Origin of the sequence: Trueperella abortisuis, from assembly GCF_030811095.1 — a bacterium.
Lineage (GTDB): Bacteria > Actinomycetota > Actinomycetes > Actinomycetales > Actinomycetaceae > Trueperella > Trueperella abortisuis.
Genome location: NZ_JAUSQL010000001.1, coordinates 1,870,854 through 1,893,672 on the forward strand (window position 1 = coordinate 1,870,854; position 22,819 = coordinate 1,893,672).

Annotated in this window: 28 protein-coding genes; 4 read left to right on the forward strand and 24 right to left on the reverse strand. The window is 60.8% G+C overall.

All coding sequences use genetic code 11. The features are described 5' to 3' along the window. Positions 1–43: 43 nt before the first annotated feature. The 23 genes from J2S45_RS08400 to J2S45_RS08510 form a co-directional block, all read right to left on the reverse strand. Positions 44–505 carry a hypothetical protein gene (locus J2S45_RS08400; RefSeq protein ID WP_296931888.1) on the reverse strand — a complete coding sequence of 154 codons (462 nt, stop codon included), beginning with the start codon at positions 503–505 and terminating at the stop codon, positions 44–46. A gap of 239 nt (positions 506–744) precedes the next feature. Further along, positions 745–1,302, reverse strand: a complete 558-nt coding sequence (locus J2S45_RS08405) for a hypothetical protein (RefSeq protein WP_307635095.1) — start codon at positions 1,300–1,302, stop codon at positions 745–747. 16 nt (positions 1,303–1,318) lie between these two features. Continuing rightward, positions 1,319–1,795 (reverse strand): carbohydrate-binding protein, encoded by a 477-nt coding sequence (locus tag J2S45_RS08410; RefSeq protein WP_307635096.1) that lies wholly within the window; start codon positions 1,793–1,795, stop codon positions 1,319–1,321. Between the two features lie 16 nt (positions 1,796–1,811). Further along, positions 1,812–4,322, reverse strand: a complete 2,511-nt coding sequence (locus J2S45_RS08415) for a hypothetical protein (RefSeq protein ID WP_307635097.1) — start codon at positions 4,320–4,322, stop codon at positions 1,812–1,814. Continuing rightward, positions 4,319–5,347: a hypothetical protein gene (locus J2S45_RS08420; protein ID WP_296931896.1), complete on the reverse strand. Its 1,029-nt coding sequence runs from the start codon at positions 5,345–5,347 to the stop codon at positions 4,319–4,321. Before J2S45_RS08420 ends, J2S45_RS08415 begins: the two co-directional genes overlap by 4 nt. 5 nt (positions 5,348–5,352) lie before the next feature. After that, positions 5,353–5,889 (reverse strand): hypothetical protein, encoded by a 537-nt coding sequence (locus J2S45_RS08425; protein ID WP_296931898.1) that lies wholly within the window; start codon positions 5,887–5,889, stop codon positions 5,353–5,355. A 3-nt stretch (positions 5,890–5,892) separates the two neighbouring features. Further along, entirely contained in the window at positions 5,893–8,796 is a 2,904-nt protein-coding gene (locus J2S45_RS08430; protein ID WP_307635098.1) for a phage tail tape measure protein, read from the reverse strand. Positions 8,797–8,816: 20 nt separating this feature from the next. Then, positions 8,817–9,140 (reverse strand): hypothetical protein, encoded by a 324-nt coding sequence (locus J2S45_RS08435; RefSeq protein ID WP_307635099.1) that lies wholly within the window; start codon positions 9,138–9,140, stop codon positions 8,817–8,819. A gap of 35 nt (positions 9,141–9,175) precedes the next feature. After that, on the reverse strand, positions 9,176–9,748 hold the full coding sequence (locus J2S45_RS08440; protein WP_296931902.1) for a hypothetical protein: 573 nt from the start codon (positions 9,746–9,748) through the stop codon (positions 9,176–9,178). An 88-nt stretch (positions 9,749–9,836) separates the two neighbouring features. Further along, on the reverse strand, positions 9,837–10,364 hold the full coding sequence (locus J2S45_RS08445; protein WP_296931903.1) for a phage tail tube protein: 528 nt from the start codon (positions 10,362–10,364) through the stop codon (positions 9,837–9,839). Continuing rightward, the gene (locus tag J2S45_RS08450) at positions 10,364–10,516 is read right to left on the reverse strand and encodes a hypothetical protein (protein WP_307635100.1); all 153 of its coding nucleotides are present in this window, start codon (positions 10,514–10,516) and stop codon (positions 10,364–10,366) included. Before J2S45_RS08450 ends, J2S45_RS08445 begins: the two co-directional genes overlap by 1 nt. Next, positions 10,513–10,923, reverse strand: a complete 411-nt coding sequence (locus tag J2S45_RS08455) for a hypothetical protein (RefSeq protein ID WP_296931907.1) — start codon at positions 10,921–10,923, stop codon at positions 10,513–10,515. Before J2S45_RS08455 ends, J2S45_RS08450 begins: the two co-directional genes overlap by 4 nt. Then, entirely contained in the window at positions 10,920–11,300 is a 381-nt protein-coding gene (locus J2S45_RS08460) for a hypothetical protein (RefSeq protein ID WP_296931908.1), read from the reverse strand. Before J2S45_RS08460 ends, J2S45_RS08455 begins: the two co-directional genes overlap by 4 nt. Continuing rightward, positions 11,293–11,700, reverse strand: a complete 408-nt coding sequence (locus J2S45_RS08465) for a DUF6093 family protein (RefSeq protein WP_296931910.1) — start codon at positions 11,698–11,700, stop codon at positions 11,293–11,295. The genes J2S45_RS08460 and J2S45_RS08465 overlap by 8 nt, the downstream gene beginning before the upstream one ends. Positions 11,701–11,714: 14 nt before the next feature. Then, positions 11,715–12,146: a hypothetical protein gene (locus J2S45_RS08470; RefSeq protein WP_296931911.1), complete on the reverse strand. Its 432-nt coding sequence runs from the start codon at positions 12,144–12,146 to the stop codon at positions 11,715–11,717. A 24-nt stretch (positions 12,147–12,170) separates the two neighbouring features. Further along, positions 12,171–13,091: a P22 phage major capsid protein family protein gene (locus J2S45_RS08475; RefSeq protein ID WP_307635101.1), complete on the reverse strand. Its 921-nt coding sequence runs from the start codon at positions 13,089–13,091 to the stop codon at positions 12,171–12,173. A gap of 18 nt (positions 13,092–13,109) precedes the next feature. Next, positions 13,110–13,667, reverse strand: coding sequence for a hypothetical protein (locus J2S45_RS08480; RefSeq protein WP_307635102.1), 558 nt, complete (start codon positions 13,665–13,667; stop codon positions 13,110–13,112). Positions 13,668–13,782: 115 nt separating this feature from the next. Next, the gene (locus J2S45_RS08485; protein ID WP_296931917.1) at positions 13,783–14,064 is read right to left on the reverse strand and encodes a hypothetical protein; all 282 of its coding nucleotides are present in this window, start codon (positions 14,062–14,064) and stop codon (positions 13,783–13,785) included. Continuing rightward, the gene (locus J2S45_RS08490) at positions 14,051–15,502 is read right to left on the reverse strand and encodes a VG15 protein (protein ID WP_307635103.1); all 1,452 of its coding nucleotides are present in this window, start codon (positions 15,500–15,502) and stop codon (positions 14,051–14,053) included. Before J2S45_RS08490 ends, J2S45_RS08485 begins: the two co-directional genes overlap by 14 nt. Beyond that, complete coding sequence (locus J2S45_RS08495; RefSeq protein ID WP_307635104.1) at positions 15,468–16,850, reverse strand: phage portal protein; 1,383 nt, start codon at positions 16,848–16,850, stop codon at positions 15,468–15,470. The genes J2S45_RS08490 and J2S45_RS08495 overlap by 35 nt, the downstream gene beginning before the upstream one ends. Next, a complete protein-coding gene (locus J2S45_RS08500; RefSeq protein ID WP_296931923.1) occupies positions 16,850–18,646 on the reverse strand; it encodes a hypothetical protein in 1,797 nt (598 codons plus the stop codon). Before J2S45_RS08500 ends, J2S45_RS08495 begins: the two co-directional genes overlap by 1 nt. A gap of 5 nt (positions 18,647–18,651) precedes the next feature. Continuing rightward, the gene (locus tag J2S45_RS08505; RefSeq protein WP_307635105.1) at positions 18,652–19,047 is read right to left on the reverse strand and encodes a hypothetical protein; all 396 of its coding nucleotides are present in this window, start codon (positions 19,045–19,047) and stop codon (positions 18,652–18,654) included. A 59-nt stretch (positions 19,048–19,106) separates the two neighbouring features. Further along, positions 19,107–19,646, reverse strand: a complete 540-nt coding sequence (locus J2S45_RS08510) for a DNA primase (protein ID WP_307635106.1) — start codon at positions 19,644–19,646, stop codon at positions 19,107–19,109. A 975-nt stretch (positions 19,647–20,621) separates the two neighbouring features. Between J2S45_RS08510 and J2S45_RS08515 the strand changes: the two genes are divergently transcribed. Then, the gene (locus J2S45_RS08515) at positions 20,622–20,771 is read left to right on the forward strand and encodes a hypothetical protein (protein WP_307635107.1); all 150 of its coding nucleotides are present in this window, start codon (positions 20,622–20,624) and stop codon (positions 20,769–20,771) included. Positions 20,772–20,947: 176 nt separating this feature from the next. On the opposite strand, the gene J2S45_RS08520 is transcribed toward J2S45_RS08515, so the two are convergent. Further along, positions 20,948–21,604, reverse strand: coding sequence for a Clp protease/crotonase-like domain-containing protein (locus J2S45_RS08520; protein WP_307635108.1), 657 nt, complete (start codon positions 21,602–21,604; stop codon positions 20,948–20,950). A 68-nt stretch (positions 21,605–21,672) separates the two neighbouring features. Here J2S45_RS08520 and J2S45_RS08525 point away from each other — a divergent pair, with 68 nt between their 5' ends. Genes J2S45_RS08525 through J2S45_RS08535 form a run of 3 tightly spaced genes read left to right on the forward strand, consistent with a single transcriptional unit; the run spans position 21,673 to position 22,815 of the window. Next, on the forward strand, positions 21,673–21,858 hold the full coding sequence (locus tag J2S45_RS08525; protein WP_296931934.1) for a hypothetical protein: 186 nt from the start codon (positions 21,673–21,675) through the stop codon (positions 21,856–21,858). Further along, on the forward strand, positions 21,855–22,229 hold the full coding sequence (locus J2S45_RS08530) for a hypothetical protein (RefSeq protein ID WP_296931936.1): 375 nt from the start codon (positions 21,855–21,857) through the stop codon (positions 22,227–22,229). The genes J2S45_RS08525 and J2S45_RS08530 overlap by 4 nt, the downstream gene beginning before the upstream one ends. A 1-nt stretch (position 22,230) precedes the next feature. Then, on the forward strand, positions 22,231–22,815 hold the full coding sequence (locus J2S45_RS08535; RefSeq protein ID WP_307635109.1) for a hypothetical protein: 585 nt from the start codon (positions 22,231–22,233) through the stop codon (positions 22,813–22,815). Positions 22,816–22,819: the final 4 nt, after the last annotated feature.

Genomic DNA, 22,819 nt, shown 5'->3' on the forward strand with positions numbered 1-22,819 from the left:
TCCCTTTCCTATGTTGGTACGAGAAAACCCCGCCAGGGCGGGGTTAGTCTTTGTCATCACTGCTCGCCGGGCACCTGCCCACCCGAGATTTCAAATGCTGCAGCTCGCGGTCAAACCGGGCGTAATCTAAGCGGGCTTGCTCACCCAACGCGTAACGGTTGCGTTCCTCGTTTGCTAGCCGGTCGGACGTGTCCTGCGTGATCGCCACCAACTGATCTAGCGTTTTTTCGATCCGGCCAAGCCCCTCCGAATTAGCCGCCACCGTCCGCTCTACAATCCCTAACCGGTTGGCAAGATCATCCACATCATCCCGTAATTTCGTTGAGTGCGCGTTCACGGTGGATTCTTCGATCCGCTGCACACTCTTAGCGATCGACACCCGCCGCTTACGCCACGCTAAGAATTTTTCTTTGGCCTGCGCCCAAAAGAATTGGGCTAAAAGGAGCAGGCCGAGCCCGATTCCGGCGACGATCTGGCCGATAGTTTCCGCTTGGTTGCCGTCCAAAAGGGGGGCTCCTTTCCTCGGTGTGCGGTGGTTAGGCGGGTTCGGATTCGGCGTCGAGTTTGGCGACTCGGCGTACTGCCCGGCGGATGAGCTGGTCGGAGATGACTTGTTCGTCCCAGCCGCGCCGGGAATGATACGGCTGCTCGGTCAGGCTTGCCTCCCACGCGTCGGCGATGGGTTTGTATGCGGCGATGGCGAGGGCGTGTTGGGTTGCGAATGCTTCAACATGACGCCCTCTTTCATGCGACCTTGACCAGCTGCCACACCACCGTACTCACGTGCGGATTCTCGTTTGCATAATTCAGCATGCGGCACACGGTGTACCCGCCGCGAGTGCCCCGGTTCACGCTCATGATCAGCGTGTACCCCGTCGTAGCATCCGCCTGGTAGGAGAACCCGTACCCCGGAGGTGGGGTGTATGGCCACGGAATATTCAACGTCGTCGCATACCAACTATTGCCCTGATGGTTCCACGACGCCGACGGCATTTGCTGGGTGCCTGAGAGGGCATACCAGAGCCCGTCGATATACACGCTGTTATCTGGGACTGTAGCCGCCTCGTCAATCACACTCGAGGTTGACGAGAGCTTGACCATGGGCCGGTTCGTTGCTGTGTTCCAAAAATGGAGCGGCCACACAGTCCCGGCCGGGGCCTTGCTGGCAATAGCATTCGCCTCAGTTACCGACGCCACCGGAATATATGCCCCTAGCGTCTTCGAAAACCTCGTGAGCGTGTCGACGATGTTTGCCGCCTGACTCAGGCTAGACACATCCCGCTTGAACACATCTTGAGCCATGACTCGTACCTCTTTTCTAGATTCGGGTGAATAGGGCAGGCACCATGGGCGGTTCCCACCCGGCCTGCGTGGTGTGCGCCTGGACGGCCCGATACAGGGTCCTGTCATGAGCGACAATGTCACCGGCACGAACCTGGATGCCCGGCTCCCACGCCGGATGATCATCGGCCGGCGGGGCGTCCACGCTGGCGGGAGCTTTACCCAGGTCGGTCCACAGGTTAGGGGTTCCGGGCGGCCACGCATTAAACGGGTGCTCGGACCGCCACAGATGGCCCTCATGGGTGACAGTCACCCCCAACGGGTAGACGTTGTGCGACCCGGTAGGTTGCACCCACGGGCGGCCCTCCACCACATCGATGCCTCCAGTGATCTCAGCTAGTACACCCATGAGGCGCTCCTCACGGTCCAGTGCATCCAAGTAGAACTTGCCCAGGTTGATGATCTGCTCGAGCTCAGTCCGGTCGAGCTTTTCCCACCCAATATCTACTACCATCTGACCTACCCCTCTTTTATTTGGTGTATGTTGCCCGAATCTTGACCCCTTGAGGGCGGAACAGCGCATAGTTCGACTGGGAACCGCCGTACACGCCGAGGCCGCGAATACTGCCCGTGGCGAACCCGGTTGCTACGCTGCCTGGAAGCGGCACCCATTTGCCTTGGCCTCGCCCGAAATGGGTGGACGTGGCGGCCGATAGGCTTGGGCTAGATGCCGGGGCAGACGCATAACTGTGTGACCCAATAAGCACCGTTGACCCCGCCGAAGAATACGTGTGCGCATTCGGTAAGTAGATATCGATCGAGGCCACGTGCGACCCAGTGAGTGCACTACGGATCGTGCCGTAGTTGAAAAACATGATCCCGCGCCACTCACCGCCGTAGTACCCGCCAGCTATGTTCCCGGACGTGTGGGCATACTTCCGTCCCGCATTGTAGTTTTGGAACCCAGTCATCACCCATTCAGTGGTGTACTGGCGCTCCGTGGTGGTAGAAACGCTATCCCCCAGTTGGGAGCGCATGGTTTGCATCTGTAACGGTGCCGCCACGCCGATGTCCTCGACCAGCATGTAGCAGGCACGGCGCGTAGTGATGGCATCCCCCCAGCCGCGGAACGCGATCTGGGACGGGGCCTCTGAGGACTGCCCATACACTGACAGCGTGACTTCCTGCTGCGCACTAGCACCCGTATCATAGGCATTAAACGAGAACTCGTGCGTATAGGAAACTTCGGTTCCGCCCTCAAAATACGGCGCTATCCAGGTACGCGAGAAGGTAGAGTTAGCGGAGAATTTCGCACCAACAGCATGACTGATAGACGCTGAGGATTTGGCGCTAACTGAGAGCACTGCACGGTATTGGCGCCCCACTTCGGGGACAAATGACACTGAGCAGATCTCTGTCCACGGCCCCCCAGAAATAATGGTATTGTTCAGCATTGACTGGCCGATTACCCCACGAGGTAACGGGTCGAGCAGGGTAGCGAGCTCCACCCCACGGTACGTTAATGTATCATTCGCGGTGATGTTCTGTGCGGTCAAATCCCCCTGGGCGGAGACGAAAAAGGTGGCGGCACCGTCTTGATAAAAGCTGATGTAGTTCTCGGTGTTGACACGCAGATCCACCGCCCCAACCCCATCAGCATCCACAATCATCAGCCCGTCAGGCTTCAGCTGCAAGCCGCCCTTGCCATTCTCCGGCACCACATTCAGCATGCGCGAGGTCACTGACCCGTTGGCCATCATGTGCTCAGCGATTACACGCTGGGCCACGAAAAGCTTCGCCACGATCAGCTCCGAATAAAGTTTATTGACGACCGCCGTGGCGATACGTGCCGACCCAGTCACCTGAAGCTTGTGCACATCCAACGACGCGACCAGCTCGTTGCGGATCAGCGACGCTTTCCACTGGGACCCGTCCCAGGTCCACTGACCGTACAGGTTATGGCTCATGTCAGTCTGCCACCACACGTCACCTTTGACCTTGCCCGGAGTGCGCGTGGACGGCCTGCTGGTGGAGATCGTAATCGCCGTTTTGCCATCCAACGCAAGGACAACCTTGCCAAGGTCAACCTCGGTTTTCTCAACCTTTGACTGTAATGCGGCCGCGTCCTTCTTCACTTGATCAGCCGTGGCCTGCGCGGCCCGGGCAGTCTGCTTCGCGACATCCGCTGCCGACTGGGCGGTCCTCGTCCGCTCATCCAGTGCACCATACTTTGCCGCCGCCTCATCAGCCGTCTGCTGCGCGGTCCTCGCATTCTCTCGTGCCGTGTCTGCCACCACCTGCGCTGACTCCGCCGCCTGTTGGGCTTGCTGTGCCGCACCCTGTGCGGCCTGGGCCTGCGCATCCACGGCCGCATACTGTGTGAGCGCTTCCCGCGCCGACTCACTAGCTGCCTGAGCCCCACGCTTAGCCTGGTCAGCAGCCTGCTGCGCCTTCCTTGTGCGCTCGTCGAGTGGCCCGTACTTCTGTGCGGCCTCATCTGCGGCTTCCTGCGCGGATACTGCCGCGTTATGCGCGCCCCGTGCCGAGATCACAGCCGCATCAATCCGGCCAGCCTCCGTCGCCAGCTTCTCCTCCAGGGTTGCCAGGTGCTCGCTGAGTGCCGAATCTGCGGCCGCCAGCTCCTGCTTCGCGTCCGCCAGCTCTTGCGTGGCCTCTTCAAGCCGCGCTTTTTCTTCCTCGGTCATGCCGCGCTCAGTGATCGGCTCCAGCACGGTACCAGCCCACGAGGGCGCCCGCCGCACCACCAGCTCACCCGAGGCCGCATCTTCGCCAGGCTGAGCGAGGGGACGATCCGACACCGCCGCGAGAACACGCACCGGGCGCCCCCGCTCTTCGAGCACCGACACCAGGCCGCCGATGACGAACATGCCTGGCATCAGCGGTAGCCACAGGTCGACCCCCATGTAGGAGACCAAACCCCGCTTGGAATCCGCACTCAGCTCTTTGAGCACGCCCGTGCGCTCCACCCGGCCAGCCTCCGGCCCCTCCGGCTGCCCATCATATGCTGAAAGAATCGTCACGAATCCACACCTACCTCGATCGTCATCTCGCCCAGCCCATCAGCCGGCCACTCCACACCGACAACGCGACCAGCCCACCTCGACTGCTCAAACTCCACAATCACCGCATCGTCGATATTGATTTCCCAGTCGGAGGCGGCCCTCACTTGGAGGATGTGTGCGCCTCGGCCTAGCTCGTAGAGCCGGTTCACCGCCATATGCCGCGCGGCGGCCGGCGTTGTCACCGCGTCCGCTTCCACCTCCACTGTGACCCACCCGTACTCGCCGGGAGAATACGGGCCGTACTCTAGGAAAGCTTCCTCCGCAAAATCCGGCTCCCCATCGACACCTTTCCCACGCACGACCACATGATTCGGCCGCTCAAACCTGTCAAACACACAGGGCGCGGAGACGACGGTGCCACCGTCCCCGTCACGTAGCACCCGCGTGAACTCTTCAGCTGGCTTTAGCGGGTCTGACAGCACGACACCGGCATCCACGTGCCGCAGCCTCGCGGGGATCGCTTGGACCATGTCGGTGAGAGCTTGCCACCGGTCAGTGCCCGACACCCACCCCGCCGGGATCGACGGAGTCACCGCGCTCATCGCCACACTTAGCGCGATGTTGTCCTCGGCGAGGATATCGCGGATGACGTCGACCGCGCGTTTAGCCTCCGGGTATTGGGTGGCGTTCCGGCGTGCATGATGCCGCACCCGTGACAGCAGGCCATGCCCTGACAGGGTGATGCCAGCCGCCTCCACGGAGGCGGTCTCGATCTGGCAGATCACCGACGCGGCCTGCCAGGTGCGCCCACCCTCACGGAAATCCCACTCGAGGCGCATGGTTTCCCCCACCCCAGTCAGTAGCTCCCCACGGGCAAATGGCCGAATGTCGACACCGTCTACCATGTAGGGGATCTGCACTTCGAGCACGTGGTCGTCTGTCCCATCCGGTAGGGCTTTGACCGCGTAGGAGCCGGACACGACCGGCGCCACGAGCGCGACCTGGTCGTGCTGATAAACAGTGAGACTGGGGGTGATCTCCATGCGTGTTACACCTGTGCCTCTCGGTCAGCGAGAACCTTCCATGACGCATTTGCCGCTTGCATGCCACCCCATGTGTCCCACTGGGTGGCCACGTCGGCCCACTGGAAGCCACCCACGTCGCCGATCGCGTCCACGTCTGCCGGCACAAGCTCCAGCTTCCACGCCCGCCGGGCCAACCGGTCAATATCCGACCGCTGGGACGGGTACGCCGCCACCCACACCGTTTGGAATGCCGGGATCTGACAGCCCACGGCGTGACACGCTGCCTGCGCGTGATAAACTCCCACCGGCGCGCCTGTCTCGAGTAGGCCAGCCAACCGCGTGGAGTCCGCACCCACCGTGACGGCTTCGAGCGTCCACGACTGTGCGCGCGATTCACGGCGTCGCACCACCGGAAACTTAGCACCATGCGGGTAGATGAACGCCAACCCCGCGTCACCGGTCACAGGGTAGTCGCCTAGCCATTTGAACGGAACCCTCACACGCCCGTCGAGCGAGCGAATCTCATGCCGATCCGACTCAATCTTCTCTGCAGGAAACACGGGTTACCTCCTCACCAGTGCCCGATGCCGCTCACGACGCACAATCCGCCCATCAATCAACGGCACCAGGGCATCCCCCACACGCAGGGCGCCCTCAATCGCCACACCCTCCAGCGAGGGCGCGGCAACGTTCACCACCGGCCGGGGAGCCTGCGCCGACGGCCCTTGCACCACGCCGCCCGCTTGGTAGCCACGCAACCCGCGGCGCATTGCCTCGACCACGGCCACGCCACCAGCGCGCGCAACATCCCGCTGCGACCACACAACCTCGCCCTTGTGCACGATGCCCGCAGGCTCGGTCACCCTGCCCGGACCCGTGTACCCACCCTGCGAATAGCCAGGTGTCGACATGCCCACCCCAGCACCAACCAACGCGCCTTGCTGCACAATTTTCTGAACTAGTGTGACCTCTTTACGCGCCGGAATTGACTCCAACCACAACTTCCAGCCGTTCGCGTCGTTACGCGCCTGCCAATCGTCAAACTCAGCCCGCGTGCGAATATCCGCCGGGATCAGGCCGTAATCCGCAGCCAACTCCACAGCCCGATCACTGTTGACGCCCATCTGCTCAGCCGTCGCAAGAAAGTCGTTTGTCATCTGCTGAGTGCGTGCGGCAAGGTCATCAGTCACGCCGCCTTGCTTGATCATGGCCTGCATCCATCGGCCAGAATCTCGTGCGAGGTCGATCAGCGAGGACTGGTTGTCCCGTTGAGCATTGGTGCCCACGGCAGACGCACCCGCGCCCTCATGCAAATTCGCGATCACCTCCGCCAACGTCTCCGCATACCGGATCGCAGCCTCATCCACGGACATGTTGATACCCGCCGCCTCAAACAACGAAGCAATGTAGTCGTCGAGCGCTTGTTGTGCCCCGGCCGCTTCCTCACCAACCTGGCTAATCCCGCCAGCCGCTACCTCCGACGACCCCGCAAGATCGTCACTCGCCCCGGCCGTGCCGGCCATCGCAGCCTCGGCACCTTCGAGCATTTGCGCAGCGTAGTTTGCGTCGCCGCCTGCCAGGTCGAAACCGGCGGCGACGTCATGGAGCCGGTTGCGCAGGTCGTTCATGCCCTCGCTCACCGGTTCTACAGCCATGTCTCCTAATGTGTTACCTAGCCCATAGGCGGCCTGGTCGGCGGCCGCCATGTTCAAGGCCCACAGTTCAGCCCCGTTGTAGGCGTCCTCGATCTGGTCCGAGTTCACACCCAGAATTTCGTTGACGCGGGCGATCGCGTCGGCGTTGCCTTCTATCGCGGGGATCAGGTCGGCCACGTTCCCGCCGAGCGCCGCATAGTCCTCGGCCACCCCATTCGCGACTAATTCTGCAGCGAGGAGTTCGCGCGTGTTGCCCGTAGCCGCTCCCGTGACCTGGTCGAATGACCGGGCGAGCCGCCTGCTGACTTCTTCAGCCGCGCGGCCTTCGTTCACATAAGACGCGACGACACCGGCGAGCACACCCACCGACCCTACGGCCAGGGTTATCGGCCCAGACAAGCCAGCAATTGCCCCGACTAGGCCGCGCGCCATGCCGCCAGCCTTCCCCATCGCTGTTCCGATACCGAGGATATTGGCGCTTTTGAGGGCTTGGAAGGCGTGGTAGGCATCCATGACGCGGGGTGCGAGGAGCATGAAGCCACCTGCGGCGAGTGATATGACACCGCCGAGCCCTGTGAATACTCCGATCACCACCTGGAGCGGAGCGGGCAGATCACCGATCCAATGCACAACCCCGGTCAGGCCTTCAACAACAAAGTTTAACGCGGGGAGTAGCAGGTCTCCGAGCGAGATCGCCAGATCAACGACGTTGTTCTTGAAGACGACGAGTTTCGAGGCCATTGTTTTCATCCGGGCCGCATACTCATCCGACAACGCCGTGTTTTCCTGGTAGGCGCTATTGCCCATTTCGATCGCGCCCGTGAACATGTCCGCAGCGTTGGCCGAGGAGCGCAACGCATTACCCACACGCACATCAGTCATACCAAGCTCTTGCAACACCGGATAGGTAGACTGGCCGGTCGCTTCCATCTGGGCAAGGCCTTGAATGAACATGGTCAGAGCGCCTGCGGCATCGTCCCGGAATGCTCGCGCGAACTGCTCACCCGTCATCCCCGCGACCTTGGCGAAAACCTCTAGCTTTCCGCTGCCGGTGTCGACCGCGTTACGCATCTCGATAATCACCTTCGACACGGCGGTACCACCGGCTTCTGCCTCGATACCCACCGACGACAAGGCGGTCGCGATACCGAAAATGTCACCCTCGGTCATGCCCGCCTGCTTACCAGCAGAGGCCAAACGCATCGACATGTTCACAATTTCTGACTCGGACGTCGCAAAATTGTTACCTAGTGCGACGATCGCGGAGCCCATGTTCGTGAATTCAGTTTGGGCTGTTCCCATAATATTCGCGAAGCGTGCCAGCTGGGTTGCCGCCTCATCAGCGCTCAAGTTGGTCGCCTCACCCATTTGGATCATCGCCTCAGTAAACGAATCCAAATTCCTGGTCTCGATACCGAGCTGGCCAGCCGCCTCCGCCACCTGCGCAATCTCCGCATGAGTGGCCGGCATGCTCCTGGCCATATCACGCAGCCTGGTATCCAGCAGCGCGAACTCGGCTTCGGACGCATCAACAGTTTTACGCACGCCCGCGAACGAGGACTCCCAGTCAATGGCCGCTTTCGCTGACCCAGCAAACGCCGCCGTCAACCCGGCACCAAACGCCACCAGGACCCCGCCGATACGGTCCCACTCGGCACGCTGGGCTTGCATCGACTGCACCAACCGGCCACCATTCGTGGACGCCACCTGTGCGGACTTATCCATGTCCCTCACGGCCTGCTCAAACGACGTGCTTGCGGCGGCCATGTTCTTCCGGAAATCCTCCACGTTCGCCCGCAAGACCACCTTCACGGAACGCTCACGCATAGGTTTCACCTCACTTCTGCCGGTAGCGTGTTCACCACCGGGAATTTCTGGCCCGGCTCTGCCCGGAGATGCTCATCCATCACCACCCGGTCACGCGCCGCACACGCATAACACACCGTGGCCTCGTCCGGTACCTCGAACCAGCCATCCATTGCCGGGTCGTATGCGATCTGGCGCGGGATACCACAATCAGGGCACTTACCGCGCTCATACAGTTCAAGAGCCACCGATAGGGACCGGTCGGTTTCCGTCCACGCGCCCCGACCCTCCACACCGAAGAACTCCAAGGGCCGCACCTGCCATGCTTTCGCTGTCTCAAGCCCCGTCAAGATTTCGAGATTGTGGGGTTCGGTCAGGACGCGCGCTAAAAAACCGGTAAACCCGCCTGCTCGTCGGCGCCGTTGAGCTGATTCCAGGCTCCGACGACGCGCTTGTACTGGGCCGGTATCTTGTCGGCCATGAGGAGGAAAAAGTCCGCATCCCCGGTCAGCACAGCCGGTTCGACGACCTGGGCAGCAATCAAGTGCGCACCCACCTCTGCCTGCGTCGTGATACCGGCGTCGCGAAGCTCCTTAACTTTGCGTTTCTGCCAATCCCTCGAGCGCTCTTCAAGGGTGATTTCCAGCCCGGAGGCAAGGAACTCTTCACGAATCTTGTCAGCCCGCTCGGATAGCTCGCGGACTTTAATGCGGTCTCCGCGTAGCGTAGCTTCGGCGATCCTGCCGGTGATCTTTGAGTGTTTGTTGGCTAGGTCTCCACGCGAGTAGATGATGACGGTGACCCTCGCGGTGCGGATGCCTTCGATGAAGGCGTGCAAGTCGAACTCTTGGGCGGCCTCGCGGATGCGCTGTTCGACGTCGGAGCTACTTAATGTCTCCTCGAGGGGTTCGTCTTCGCCCACATCGGGCGGGGTGAGGTCGGATAGTGATTCTTCCATGATGCTCCCTTAAGGTGTGGTGTGCGGGCCGGCCAGCAGCATGCTCGGAGTAGACACACGCCGCTTTCCTGCCCGCACACGTCTGGTATCAGGCTTCGGCGACTGTCTGGTCAAGGTGCATCGCACCCACAGCCAAAGGCACCGGCCGCTTGATATACCCAGAACCGTCAGCAGGGAACTGCGGGTCATCATTGGTGACCTCGAAAGCCGAGTATTCATCCCCGGACTTCCACGCCTGCCCTGCCGGCGCCCCATCACGGCGCACCAGCGTCAGCTCGGTGCCCTTAGTCTTGAACAGGGAGAACACGACGTCGGCTTCCGGATCAGGCTTACCGTCCTGGTCAAGGTAGCGGAAAATCGTCACGTGCCCAGATCCTGCGGACAACCCAAAGGCCTGGCCTTCTCCGGGTGCGCCGAGCTCGATCTCCGAAATCGTGGATGACCCGGACGGGCCAAGCTGGAAATCAGACTTCAAAATGAAGTCTTGGATGTCGTAGCCGGCCGTCAGTTCGGCGACCGTGATCGCCTTCATGTTCTTAGGGCGCACCGTGAGGACGGTGAGCTTCGTGCGTGCATCAGCGAGCGTCTTCGGCCCGCGCTTAATCTCCTTGGCCATTACTTAGCCGCCTTCCGCCCCGCTGCAGGGGTCTTGGTCTCATCCTTGTTCGTCTTGTTAGGTAGCGAAAAATCCGCACCCAGCACGGGGTGGGAAAGCCAATGCTCGGGCACCCTGCACGGGCGTCCAAGCCGGTCGATCACATCAATCATGGTTCTTCTCCTATCGATCCTCGATCGGTATAAATCTGGTAAATGTCGTCAAGATAAAACGGGTAGGTGCCATCATCAGGGATTGCGACCGTGGTATCCACAAACGGACCATCACAGGCCGCGAGCACAAAACTCGTGTGGCCGATAGGCAGGCGCATCGTGTGCTGGTCGAGGGCCTTCCTGACGCGGGCGGCCATTGTGTACAACGCTTGACGGGACTGGCCCACAAACCTGACGGTCAGTTCACCACTGGTCGAGTCGCGCCCGTACATAGATTCTTCCTCGTCGCGGGCCCCCAGCCCGCCGATGAAAACGACGTAAGGCAGATCGGCCAGCGAATGCTTGGACGCATCCGTGTCATAGACCTTGACCTTCCCGTCAAGTGCGCCAGCGATCAGGTCTTTCACAGCACCTCCTCAACTAGGTCTTGGATTGCTTTTTCAAACCTTGGCAATTCCCGGTCCAAAGCCCCACCCGGGTCAGGCAGAGTGCCGCCACCGCCGTGCACACCACCAAAGTAGGCGATGTTCGCGAGGTTGCCTTGGCCGCGTTTAACAGGCCCAATCTCAGCACCGAAGCCCTGGTCGAGCTTGTCAAAGCTGATCGTGCCCTTGATGCGTTTGAACCACTTCGTGTCGGAGGCGTCTTTGACCAGATCGTTTTTGATGTTGAGTGCGCCTTTGCGTACCACCGCGGGTACTTTGCGCACCACATTCAGTGGCGCTTCATGCAAGTCAACTGAAAACGCGCGCAGTTCGGAGGTGTCTACATGGATGTTAGCCATGGGTCACCTCGTCAACGAAGATCCGGTACGCGGTCGCCGTCGACTTGTACGGGCCGACTACACCCACCCGATAAACCCGCCCAACCAGAAGCGGGTCATCAAGATTTTCGAGCACCTCAACTCGGTCCCCGGGCTGGACGCGTGCCACACCCACCGGGATATCCACACGCACCCGAATCGAGGTTGCCCGCGCCCCGGCTGTCACAGGGTTAGCCTCATACGCCTCATAGGACTGGACCTTGCCCACGCCTTCATACACGGTCTCCACCTGGGAGACCTGCTTGAACGTGGCCTCGTCGAACTCGGTCTCGCCCGTAGGCCGGCTAATCAACACCCGAGCGCGCATCAACTTTTCTGCAAGCTGCCTGCCCCGGCGAATCCCACGAGCGCTTACGGCCATAACGCATCACCGCCCTAGTACCACAAGATGGGGGCACCGTCCGGGGTAGGCACAAACCCACGCCCAACCAGTTCCGGATCGCGCGTCGTCGACACGGTACCGAAAGGGCGGCGCGGCCTGAACCGAGCCAGAGACGCCCTCTCCGACGCCGTCAAATACAGGCCGGCCTCTTCGACCTTGCGGCCAGAGCCCCGCCAGTCATCGACCGCCTCGGACGTCCACCCATCCGGATTCGTGTATGCGCGAGCCGCGCACGCTAGAACCGCGAACTTCGCCACCTGGGGCACATCCTGCTCAGTCCAGCCCGGCTCACCGGCATGCGACAGCACGAGGGAGGAGGCGGCATCAAGGAATGACTCTGCCTGCTTGACATCCGTGCTATCGCTAATGGCTTCGCCGATGTAGTTAGCAAGTTCGGCCACCTGTGCTAAACGCTTAAGCTCCATTGGTGCCGCCTCCTTCCTTGCCTGTTAGCTGGACGGTGCGGACGCGGTCGAGATCGTTGCCGCCACCGCACGGTTCGCATCCAGGGTCGCCGCACCGTAGAACGTGTCCACGATCGACTGGTCCTCGAGCTGGACTGGGTTGTACTGCATGATGTGCCGTAGGGCGAAGCCGGCCTCCGAGATCGTGGCCCCATACGCGGCGCCTTCAGGGCGACGAGAGGGGCGGGTGACGAACGCGAAGGCATCCTTGTGGTAGGCCACCGCCTTGTTCGCCGGCAGGTCCGGGGCGACCACAACCTGGAACCCCTTCAGGTTCCCAATCGTCGCCGCACGCAGCATAGAGCCGCCGTCGCCGGCCTCGTTGACCTTGTTCAGCATCGGAGTGTTCAGAATCGCTTCCTCCCAATCCGTGCCAATCGCAAGCGTGCGCCCCTGCTGGGGGACCTTGCGGTCGTTAAGAACGCGGCGCAGGTGAGTGATCGACCGCAGCACGTCAGATTCACCCGTCGCGGCGTCGATCGTGGCCGCTGCCTTCGCCTCAGCCTTAACCTTCTTCATCTCCTCCACAAGCGGGGTGGCCAGCGCGTCGACCACGGACTCGGCCTGCGGGCGCAGCACCTGACGCTGAAGATCTGCAAGGGTGAACGTGGCCCAGTTATCGGGCAGGCGAACCGCGTTGTAGATCTGGTTCTCGAGCTTGATCGGCACCCATTCCTGGGTCAGCTCGTTGAACTCGATCGCGTCACGTGCGGTCCGGTTCGCCGCGGTGTAAACCTTGGCCTCACCGGCCTTGACCGGGCCGAGCACGTTAATCGTCTGGCCGCGCCCGGCCACGAACTCATTGGAGAAGTCCTGGCGGACCGTGCGCGGAAGGACAGACAGGTAGCGCAGCGCGGCCAGCGTGGAGCGAGCCGCCTGCTCAGGGGTAAACAACAGGTGAGCCATAAGTGGGCTCCTTTCTGGTTAGTTCATGAATCCACCGGCAAGCTCGTCAAGATCGATGGGCTTGCCAGAAACTGGAGTGTTGGTGTGGGTTTCACCGAACCCATTCGTGGGCTTAGTCGTCGGCGGGGTTTTCGTCCCGAGTAGCTTCATGAATTCCTCAGCGTCCGTGAGGAGTTCTTCGCGCGTCCCACCTTGGAGACGGCTAGCGATCTGGGCTGGTAGGCCAAGCTCGAGAGCTACTTGTAGGCGCAGGTTCTCAGCCTCAAGCTGAGTATTCTTTGCCTTCAGATCCGGTGTGGCCTTGGCGGCTTCTTCCGCTGCCTTGGCCCGCTCACGCAGGGCCTTTGCTTCGGCGTTCGCCTTACGGATCTTGCGTAGGGCCCGTTCCTTATCCCACGGCTCGCCATCGTTCTCATCGACGTCGTCGACGTCGTCGGCATCGGCGTCGTCAGTGGTATCGGTTGCTTTCTCGGCGTCGGCGTTGGTGGTCTGCTCCGGCTCGTCCTGAGGGCTTCCAGAACCCCCAGCCTCATCACCTGTGAGCATGAGCAGGAATGGGTGGCGTCGTCCATACATTGTGTTTTGCCTCCTTACGGGCATCAAAAGAGCCCACCACCAAGGGGGCAGGCCAAATGGGTAAAACAAAACCCCACCAGAGATTGGCGGGGTCAAGAACTACGTGAGAGTCCGGCTAAGACCGCGTGAACGCACGCACGCTCTCTAGATCGGGCAAGGTTTCAAATTGCTCATCAGCCGGCGGCCGATAATTTAGCCGATCCTTGACAAACTGCTGAAGCACCTCGGGAGGAGTATCTGTCGAATAGCATGCCAGAATTGGGAAAGGGCCTGGGCCATCATCAAAATAATCGGTTGGCGTTGTTCCAGGGTAGCTTTCCAGGATTTCCTGCACTTTTTCTAGTGAAAAACCTTCAAAAGAAAGCCCAAAATTACGGCTTCTTTTAACGTCTGTCATTTACCCAATACACCACCTTCCCTGACTGGCTCATTCCGATCACAACCCGATGTCCATGACCGTACCGACTAACATATTCACGAAGCAACGTTTCCAGTCTATCATCACTGACTTCTGCATTCGTGAGAAAGGCGAGGTTTTCTGACTGCGATCTCGAGCGACCAAGTGAAGTTTTGAAATTATCCAGCTTGGCAGACTTCTGCAATTTGAACTCGATAGTTTCTGCAAACGTTTCAAAAATGGCGTCTGGGCTCTTGATTTTGTCTGCTCCCGGGCCACTTGCTTCCTGAATGGAATACAGACCTATATCTACATGCCGGGCAAAATGTTCTGCAACAGTCCGTGTATCTTTTTCAAAATACCGCCACGGGTCTGTGGCTGGCGCGATTCTCTTAGCCGGTATCGATGCAGCAGTGGGCGCTCTAAACGAGTTGGTGCCCTCCCTCATCGGCTCATGGATGAGCTTCGCATCAGGAGCCAAGTCAAGCGCACGGGCAAGATTGCTGTAACCATCGGACGATTCGCTGTTCCCGTTTGGCAGCTTCGGCGGCTTGGCCCCGCCACCACCGAGGCCCGTGGCTAGCTTGATCTTCTCCCGGCGGCACCGGGTTGACTCCTTCGCTTTGACCCACGCCGGTGAACGAAACTGTGAGTCCTTGGCGAACACGCCGTCGTTAAACAAGCCCGGGTTGTTGCGCCGCATCCGAGCCAAAATCTGGTTTTCACCGGCAGCCGTACGCGCCCACGAACGCCCGAACTCTTCTTCAGCATCCAAGGCCGCCTGCATGTATGAGGCCCGATAGAGGGCTTCTTCCTCCGTCGGCTCCCACTCATGCAGCACTAACTCAGCCGTACACCCACAATGGTTATGGGCCCTGAACTGGACGGACTGTTCTTGGTATACCGGGCCGCGGCCCACCAGCATCGCACAAAACGCACACGGGGCACCATCCGATACCCGCCGCCACCGGCCACGCCTACCCGAATACTTAAACGAGGAGGTGGTGATTGTCTGCCTGCCCGCATCGAGCACCAACTGGCCAAGCTTGCCATAAGTGATCGCGGACTGGATTCGCCAGGCTTCCTCCGGGCTCATACCCGCCGCAATCCGGGCCTTGGTCATCACCACCGTGTCCGTGTATGCTTCACGGGCGATACGCTGCTGGTCAAACTCCGGGGCGCCAGCCACGAGTTCCACCCCGGCCTCTGCGAGCCCGTACTCGGCCACATACGCTCCGGCTAGCCTGGCCGAGGTGTCCACTCCCGCGTTTGCTAGCACGCTCCTACCCACAAACCACCGTGGGAATGAGCCCGTCAGGTTGTCAAGATCCATCAGCCCATCAAGCGCGGTTGCTGCCTGCTCGATCGTGGCCCGCAAGATCACCTGGTCCCTGCGATGGGTGTCAGTAAGCTCCCTGCCCGCCTGCGTTTTGGCCATAGATTTGCCTTTCCAGAACGTCTACCAGCCGCCCAGCCTCCGAGCCCGACCCTAGATGCGCCTTCCAGTCCGCCACCCGCTCCGACGAAAGCCCCGGGATCATCTCCACCAGCAACTCTGGCGGGATACCGAGCTGGCCAAGCTTGAACAGGCCATCGGCGGTGGCAGATAGGGCCCGTGATTCGGTGTCTTCCCAGCCCACTGTGATATCAAACCTGCCGGCGTCGTCTTCACGGCCTTCAGCATGCGCGGCAAGACGCAGCACGCGTGCCACGCCAACACCATTGGAGCGCTGTTTTTGTGCCACCTTCTGGCGCTGCATCGACCTCGCTTCGAGCAGGGCCTCGGCAGACAGGTTCACTAGTTGGCCGCCGTTGAGCGCCCATACCGGCGTCTGGGAGACCGCCGCCAAAGTATCCCGGTCCGCCTCAGCTGCCTTGAGCAGACCATCGAGCGAGGTCTCCGGCAGGGTGCCGAACTGGACACCCGCCCCACCCACGAGAATGTCATTATGTGCGAGCTTCTGGCGCTGCTCGGCCGCATCCTGCGAATCGAGTGGTTCTTCCATACCGGTCGCATAACGCACCTTCCACGAGTTGTAGTGCTGGGCCATGAGCCGATCTAGCGTGGTCTTCTCAAGCCGGCCTGCCACGCCCCGGTATTTCTCCACCTCGCCACGTGAACGGGCTTCTAAGTCCAGGTCGTTGGAGAACGTGACTACGGGGCACACGCCCATGCCGTGCTCACGATATTCCACATAGGTCAACCCACCCGTGGTCGTGTCGCGGGTCAGATAGTGCACGGCCTGCTCGTCGTACACGCGTAGCCCCGTCCATGCGTTGACATCTCCGATCAGCCGGATCGCCCACAGCGGGTACTCGTCCTCCAGCGGGTCACCCCATTTGACGAATAGCTGGCGGGGTGAGAACGGGAGCAGCGAAGCGACACCGCGCTGGCCGTGAGGCCGCAGCGCCCGATCCGGTAGCACGAGCATGTGTGACTGCCCGTATGCCAGCCCGGCATGCCACAGGGCGTACTGCTTGGACGGCATGCCGTTCGCGTCCCATGGGCGGCGCAGCCGCGAGGCCGCAGTATCATCGCCGGGCACGCTAATCCGCCCGACGATCATCTGCTGAGCCACCTCAGCCACGATCAGTTCAAGAATCGGGGTCACCGAGAGTTCCCCGAGTCGGCCTTTTTCCGTATTCGGCGCGGTATGCGCACGCCGATACGTGTCCATCGGGTTATCTGCTGTCAGCCATTGATCTACCTGGTCTAACTCGACCTGCCGGGCGCCAATCCCGGCAAGTTCATCATTGACCAGATCGACGACGGCGGCAGGTGTCATTACCATATTCGGCCAGCTCCCCTCCTGCGCGTCTTGCGCGAATTCAACACCAGGCGACGCACGAGCCGGGCGCCTACCATGCACACTGCTAAATCGATCTTTCTGCGTGATTCGGGATGTTCTTTCGCGATCGACATCCCATACCTGGTTGGGTAGCGTTTAGCGGCAAGCACGTGCCTGCGTAGCCGGGCGTCCGCGTCATGCGTGAACGCCCCGTCGATCATTTCCTGCTCGGTCACTGACACATGCTGCACGAACGGCTTGAGCGCCGCCGAGGTGGCCATGTCGAACATGACCGAATGCCGGTCACGTCCTGGACGCGCGTCAACGGCGTATTGGGCGCCCCACCGCCGGTGCCAGCCATCAACGACGCCATCCCAATACGGCAACTGGGATTCATCTTCGAACACGTGCGCGGGGTCAGCGAAGAACGCCACCACCCGGTACCGGTCGTGAGCCTCCTCCACCACACGGTCAACATCCTCGCGTGGAACCCTCCAGCCCTGACCGAGCTTGCCTGCCGGGCGCTGCCACATGCCAAGCACGAACACGTGCCCGTCCACCACCCGGCAGCCCACAAGCCCGGTCGCATCATCAGACTTTGAGGCGTCAAAGAAAAGCACGATCTCTTCACCGGCCTCCACCACCACCTCAGCATCAGCCAACGAATCGAAAATCTGTGCCGTCGTCCACGCATCCGCCTCAGCCTGGATCTGGTTCAACCACTTGCGCCGAGACTCAGACGGGGCGTTCGTGGGGTTGAACACCGATTTTTTCACCCGCTCCGGATCGATCCACACCGAATCCCCACGAATGATCGGAATCCACTCATCAACGCCTTCCCCGTTGAGCTCTGCCGACGGGGCGGCCTCAAGCGAATCATAAAGCAGACCAAAATCTTCACGCCGGGCCTCCACCAGCTCCCCGCCCTGCCACTGATCCTGAGTCTCTTCCCAGCCCTCACGCACCCGCTGCCCGACCGAGTCCTCACCCTCACGGTAAGCATTGCAAATATCGAGCACGCGAGCTGGCCGATCCCCACGGGCCTTAGTCACGTTGCCATCGATCACTCCGGCCAACTCGTGGCCCTGATTCGACGAATTCCAATTCTGAGTCTCATTCCTGACCGCGAACGTTACACGGTTACCCTCCGCCGCCAAATGTGAAGCGGTGACGGCCTCAATGCGCACCGAATCACCAAGTGCCCACACATTATTCCGACCAACCTGAATCCCGAAGTGCTTTCGGGCCTGCGGGCCGAACAGGCCAGGAAACAACGACATCGTGTTCTTCGTCTGCTCTTGCGAGACCGCGAAATTCTGCACCCAGGCGGCAGGGTTAGCCACCATGATCGGCTGCCCGTCATCACCGACCCCGTCCGAGACCGACGGGCCAAGAAAATGAGCGGCCTCCAACGCCGCCGCATACGGATCCTTACCCCACCCCTTCAACCGCTGCAGCACCGCCGACGGGTGCACGAACGTGCCAAGACCAGGCTCAGTGGCAAAGAACCACAGCGTGAACCTAGCTTGCTCCATCGTGAACCGCCACGGCTCACCATCGGGGTTATTCAACCACAACCCGCACCAGGCCAGCACATCCCAGCCGCCAGTGAACTCAGGTAACACCCACCCGTTCTCGTCAAACTTCCATGTTGGGCCAACAATCACTGGCTCATGGAGCCATTCCGGGCGCGGCGCACCAGGAACATGCTCCCGGTACCAGTCCTTAATCTCGCGCAACTCCATGTCACGGTTACGGATTAGCCCACCATGGCCGCCCCTTAAGACAGCCACACCTATCAGCTCCCGTACGACTTGGCCCACCGCGACTGCGCAGCCGCCCGATGCTGATTGACATCAGACACAGCCCGCAACCCAGCCTCACCCTCCACCGGCGAAGCCGCCGGCTCAACATCGGGTAGGTCAAGGCCGCGCATCAGCGTGGAAAACAGGGCCCGCTGCTGACGAACCTCGGACGCTAGAGGGTGCGCCACCGGCTGACCCATCGAGCCTTTGACCATCACACCATCACGCTTGATCCGCCGGCGCATCTGCTGAATCAGATCCAGGGTATGGCACGCTTCGCCCAACACGCGCAGCTCATGCTCACCCATATCGTAGACCGCGAGCGTCTCATCCCACAGCCGGGACCCGAGCTCACCGAGCGCCTCGGGCCGCTTCACATTCTTTCCCATTCCACTGCACCTCCACAGGGTACGCGCACCGTGCACGCACCCAAGGCGAGCACAGTGGCTTAGTACTTCAACGGGAGCCCCGTCACGCAAATAAACCGGCCAGAATCAGGCGGATAGATCTCAATCTTTCGCTCCCCATCCCGAATCACACGCCCCGAACCGGGGCCCATCGGCGTGAAAATGTGGACGCCGGTCCCAGAGGGGGAAACCTCAATCCACACCGCGCTAGCCACATGCTCATCAATGACCTCTTGCGCCCAGGGGGCTATCACCCCATCGGTGATGCACTCGTCAAGGTCGATACAGCCGATCCCGCCACCGAGGACGAAGCCTTTACGAAGCTCACCACGCACCTGAGCAAACGCCACCCACGTGCCCGGATCGGTTGAGGACGCCGGCGTGCCATCCGGTTGGATCGGGAGTTTCGACCAGCCACCACGACGCTTGAACGGCTTCCACAACACCCACCTATCCTGGCGGGTCATCGCTCGTGGTGGTGGTGGGCGCCGGTTGCCCATGACGCGACACGAGGTGGAGCAGTAGCGGGCGTTGGCGCGCTTGCCCTCGATGTTGATGCCGCAGTGGCCGCAGGTCCTCATACCCAAACCCTACCATAGTTTACGGTTAACTCGCACTATGTAGCCACTTTCATGCATTCGAGACGAAAGGGGCCCAGAAACCGCAATATCGGCATGATACAACACGACAACCACGCCAAACACACGCCCCACAATCGGCTAAAACACGCGGAAAAGTTGAATAGATCAGAATCCCCCGAAGAAAAAACGTGGTACGATCGCACGCAGGATCTCGACTGCTATCCCGGCGGTTTACCGGGCAGGGCGGGGAGGGGAGACCTGCCCCCCTTAGTCTAAACTACGACACAATAAAAAAGAAACACTTTTCCGATTTCATATCCGCGACAGCTTCGCTCAGCCTTTCAAACCTGGATGCTTTTCTGCAGGTCTTAGCCGCGTGCGAGCCCGGCTGCGCGCTGCGGCCTCCCGTGCAGTCTTAGCCTGGTGACAAGCTTTCGATAGCCATTGCAGATTTGCGAGGCTGTGATCGTCGCCGGGAATGATGTGGTCGCATTCGGCGCCGGTGCCGGGGCATCGTGGGTGGTGGTGGGTGGCCTGGCATTGCCCATGGGCTCGATCGCGCACTTGGGTGCGACGTTTGGCCCAGTCTTTGGGGAGTCGCTTGCTGCGCGTTGAGGTTGCCCAAGCCATTACTTCACCACCGTGGTCGGGTGTCGTGGTATGGAAAATGGGCGCACTGGACGCCCATAGCCGTGAGTATAGCACATGGGCGGGGTGTGATGGGTTTTCGTTGAGGGGCTGGTGGTGCCCCACCTTGCGTATGCATATATAAATGTGTATACTGGTGGTGTTGGAAGAAAGGAGGACAGCGATGGACACACTAACCGGGACCGCAGCGATCATCGCGGCACTAGCCGCACTCATCAAAGCGGTAGCGGACCTTATCGAAGCCCTGACAAAGCGAAAAGATAAGAAATAACCCGCTCGGCGCCCAGTCTACACCGATTGGGCGCCGCCCGCCATCGCCGAAAAACAATGACCACATGGCTTATCATCTTCGCCGCAGTTCTCACGATCCTGGCCACCATCAAAGGAGCCAGCACCCTCGCGTTCATCAGCGGGGTCATCACTCTCGCGGCCACAGTCGTATCCCTCATGGCCAAGCGAGTTGATCGCCGTGAGTGAGGTATACCTATCCCGATCCGAGTTCGCTCAGCGCATCGGCGTGAAGGTTGGCACCTTATCGCGCTACAACCTGCCAGCGCCTGACGTGATCGTCGGATCAGGCAAGCGCCCCACCTTCGGGTGGAGCAAGCACACCATCGACCAATGGCAAGCCTCCCGACCATCAGCCAGGGCAGCTACCTCCGGCGGGGTAAGGCGCGTAGCTCCGCCGTGCTGACCAGGCCACCGTCTGGGTGGAGGTTACCCGCCCTGATATGCCATTTAATCTGGTCGCGCGTGAGACCGAATAGGGCACAGGCGGTTGCCCGGTCGACCCATAGGTCGGCGGATCGGATGCGCCACAGTGCAGCGTTTCGGACGTGCTCGACCGTGCCGGTGTAGTCGCAGGCGGGGCAGCGGTAGAGGCGCTCTGTGTGGTGCCAGTGGAGTGTGGTGGTGCCGCAGGCGGGGCATAGGTGGTCTGACGCTTCGGTGTCTGGTGCGGCCGCTGTCTTCCAGCGTGCATGGATGCGTTCGACGTCGGCTTGTAGGTCGGGCCAGGCGGCGAGTGTGGTGGCGTGCTCAGCGAGCACCACGGCCACTTTGTCGATAGGTGTCTGGCCGTGGTCGGTGTCGGCCAGGACGCCCGCGATCTGTCGCAGCTCACCGAGCTCATGTTCGAGGCGCTCGCGGGCGTAGGTGGCGCGCTCGGGGAGGCTGTCGGCTTGGGTGCCGGTGGTGTGGGCTGCCGTGTAGCGGATGGCGTGGAGGGTGGGTTCGGTGAGGTCGAGTAGGTGCTGGTAGAGGGTGGGTAGGTCGGCACAGATGGTGGTGATGGTTGGGTTTTTGTTCATTACGATTCTCCTACATTAGTTGTCTATAGGGCTTGACTTGCGCAAGTCTATGGGGGTAGAATAAAGTTATGAAGCGGAGAGACCTCATCAAACAGCTCGACAAGATCGCCAAGGCTAAGGGCGAAACGCTCCACCTAACTGAAGGAGGAAACCACACCCGGGCCACCATCGGAACCTGGAGCGAACCAATCCCCCGCCACCGCGAGGTAAACGAGCTCACCGCGAAAGCAATCATCAGAAGGGCAAAGAAATGACACACGTTAACGCAACTGCCACCCGCTGCGATGGGTGGTGGGCTGCCGACTTCACCGTAGACGACCACGAATACTCCACCCAGGCTCGCCGCCTGGATCAACTCGAAGCGATGATTAAAGACGCTGCGGCGCTCATGACCGGCCAGCCCGAAGAAAGCTTCACTGTCAGCATCGAACCGTGCGGGCTTCCGGTCGAGGCTATTGACCGTTATAAGAGCGCCACCAAAGCCGCCCAGGAAGCAGAACGCGAGCTTTCCGATTCCTCGCGCACAGCAGTGCAACTGTTGACTCGCGCAGGGCTTTCCATGCGTGACGTGGGCACGATCATGGGCGTATCTGTCCAACGCGTCTCCCAGCTGGCAAAGGCCTAACATGGATCTGCCTACGTGGATTAACGCTGGAGCCGCCGTTGTGTCGCTCGTAGGCGCTGCCTTCTCGTGGTGGCGCTCGAACCTGTCAAAGCAGGCGCGAGAACAAGCCCGCCTCGACAAAGAAGCAGCACAGGCCGCGACAATCCAGGCGGATGCGTCCCAACGCCAAGCCGAAACAGCAAAGACTGCTGCTGAGCAGTCAGCCCGGCAAGGCGTTGAGCAACTGCAGCGCTTGGACGAAATGACGACGAGCTTGAACCAAATCGTGCAGGCCCTCAGGGAGTCTGGGGCACGCCCCGACGTGGTTGGCTTTCCTGCGGATGCCCCTTCTGGGAGGCGCTTCATTGAACGCGCCGGGAAGACGATGCTCGTCATCAAAAACGACTCGGCCGCACCCTTCCATGTCGAGCATGTGAGGAACCGAGACCAGTTCGCGCGAGTTGAGCTGAATGATGACTTCATCATTCCTCCGTTCGGTCAGAAGAGTTTCTTTGCGCTTGAGGCATGGGGCTATCCGTTCCCGGACCATTTGGTTCTCGATGAGGTGGGAAGCGACGAACCGACGTATCTGGCGATCCCTCGATGACTGC